The sequence below is a fragment of the Candidatus Dependentiae bacterium genome, assembly GCA_016191325.1.
Lineage (GTDB): Bacteria > Babelota > Babeliae > Babelales > JACPOV01 > JACPOV01.
Window position 1 is genome coordinate 1 of record JACPOV010000010.1, and the last position, 2,170, is coordinate 2,170.

The window sequence follows — 2,170 nt, forward strand, 5'->3', positions numbered from 1 at the left end:
TGAAGGAGATGGAGAGGTCAGGGATTTTCCTGGAAATTATTCGCAATACAGGCAATGGCAAAAAGAAAAGGAAATCATTGCGGCAGAAGAAAAAAGTTCAGAAGCTTCAAGGCAGGCTCCTGCTCACAATCAGAAGCGGAAACTGGGTTACAAAGAACAAAGAGAATTTGAAATGCTTGAAAAAGAACTGGAAAGCCTCGAAAAAGAAAAAAAAGAAATATCAGAAAAGCTTTCCTCTGCCAACATGCCTTTTGAAGAATTACAAAAATTATCCGGCCGAATTGCAGAAATCACTATCCTCATTGATCAAAAAGAATTGCGCTGGCTGGAATTGAGTGAATAACTTCGTAATGGGTGCATTTCAAATTGTCGCTAACCCTAATGCCAAATTCTTATGCTTTCTACTGTGACTTATATGTTTGTTTTTTAAAAGTTCTTTGAAAGAGTGATGCTGTAAAAATAATCAACTTTGAAGGTAAGGAGGATAGCTGTTTATGGTACATAGATACCGTCACATAGTATCTTCTCCGTCAAGTTGAGTTCGGGGTATAACTTGGCACTTGATGCCGCATTAATGATAAGACTGAACGATGCTTGATTATTTACTAACTCATTAAAATTTCAGTTATGCAAGCAAATGGATTTTTAGGCATTGATGTCAGCAAAGGATATGCTGATTTTCTTTTGCTGGATCAGCACAAGCAAGTAATGGAAGAGAGCTTTCAGTTGCAGGATAACAAAGCTGGCAGGAGCCAATTGGGAGAGTTGATAGAAAAATGGTTTTCTATGGGATTGGAGATGTTGTATTGTGGAGTGGAGAGCACCGGAGGCTATGAGAACAATTGGTATCATTATTTAAAAACCTTGTCGCAGCATTTGAATTTAAAAGTAGCCAGGCTGAATGCAAAAGCAGTGAAAGCAGTAAGTGATGCATCCTTAAAAAGAACCATCACTGACGAGGTGAGTGCAGAAAATATTGCAGGTTATCTGATCGGCTTTCCCGAAAAGATTGATTATGGAAAATGTGGAGTTCAACAAACCAGGATCCAGTTCCAGGAAGGTCGCAAGCAATACACTTATGTTCGCATGTTGCAAAAACAAAAAGTGCAATTAACCAATCAACTGGAAAAACTGTTGTATCAGTATTTTTCAGAAGTGCTTGTGTATTGTCGCCACCGAGTGCCGGGGTGGTTACTAAGAATGTTAAGCAGTTATCCTTGTGCTGCATCTGTAGTCAGAGCCGGTGAAAAGAAATTATCATCCATAAAAGGTATCAGTATAGATAAAGCAAAAGCATTGATTCAGAAAGCAACACTTAGCGAACAAGCGGTTAGCAAACAGATCGGGCATGTAATTGCAGCAACCAGTAAAGAAATTTTGCATAAGGATCAATTGCTCAAGGCAGAAAAAAATTTTCTTGTAGAAATGAACCGGGAAAGTGAAGATGTAAAACTGTTAATCAGCATTCCCTGCATTGGAGAAGAAAGTGCAGTAGCATTGATGATGGAGATAGAAAATATTGGCCGCTTTGAATTGGCAAAAAAATTAACCGCCTATTTTGGAGTTCATCCTACCTACAAGCAAAGTGGTGATGGCATATGGGCAACCCACATGAGCAAGAAAGGAAGATCAGAGGTGAGGGCAGTTTTATACATGGCTGCTATGACAGGCATCAGGCATAATGTGATCTTAAAACAAATCTATACCCGCTTCAGAGCAAAAGGTATGAAACATTATCAGGCCATGGGAGTAGTAATGCACAAATTGCTTCGCATCATTTATGGTGTGCTAAAAACTAAAACAAAATTTGATGCAGCAATAGATCAAAAAAATATGGAACAGGCCGAAGAAAAACAAAAGCAAAATCAACAAAAGATCAAAGAATCAAAAGAAATTAAACAGCAAAAAAAGCATAGGTATCAGTCGGCAACACCACAAGATGAATCTATATCCCGAAGAGCAGCACAAAAAAGAAAGAAGCAGGCAGCGTCCCAAGCTTCATAACGAAGAAAATACGGGCTTACTGTCTGCTCCATGTCAAACATATAAAATTTGTTTGAAAAAGATTTGGATTTTAACGGTATAACTATGTGGTAAAAAAATCCTGAACCACATAGGCAGATAAGGCACATTAGGATAAGACATAGATGAGCAATTCAAAAAGCGACAA

General features: G+C 38.3%; 2 protein-coding genes. Both read left to right on the forward strand.

What is annotated here, in order from left to right; genetic code table 11:
* The coding region (locus tag HYX58_06450; GenBank protein MBI2775621.1) for an ABC transporter ATP-binding protein at positions 1 to 343 on the forward strand (343 nt) is incomplete at its 5' end.
* Between the two features lie 284 nt (positions 344 to 627).
* Positions 628 to 2,004, forward strand: coding sequence for an IS110 family transposase (locus HYX58_06455; protein ID MBI2775622.1), 1,377 nt, complete (start codon positions 628 to 630; stop codon positions 2,002 to 2,004).
* Positions 2,005 to 2,170 lie beyond the last annotated feature (166 nt).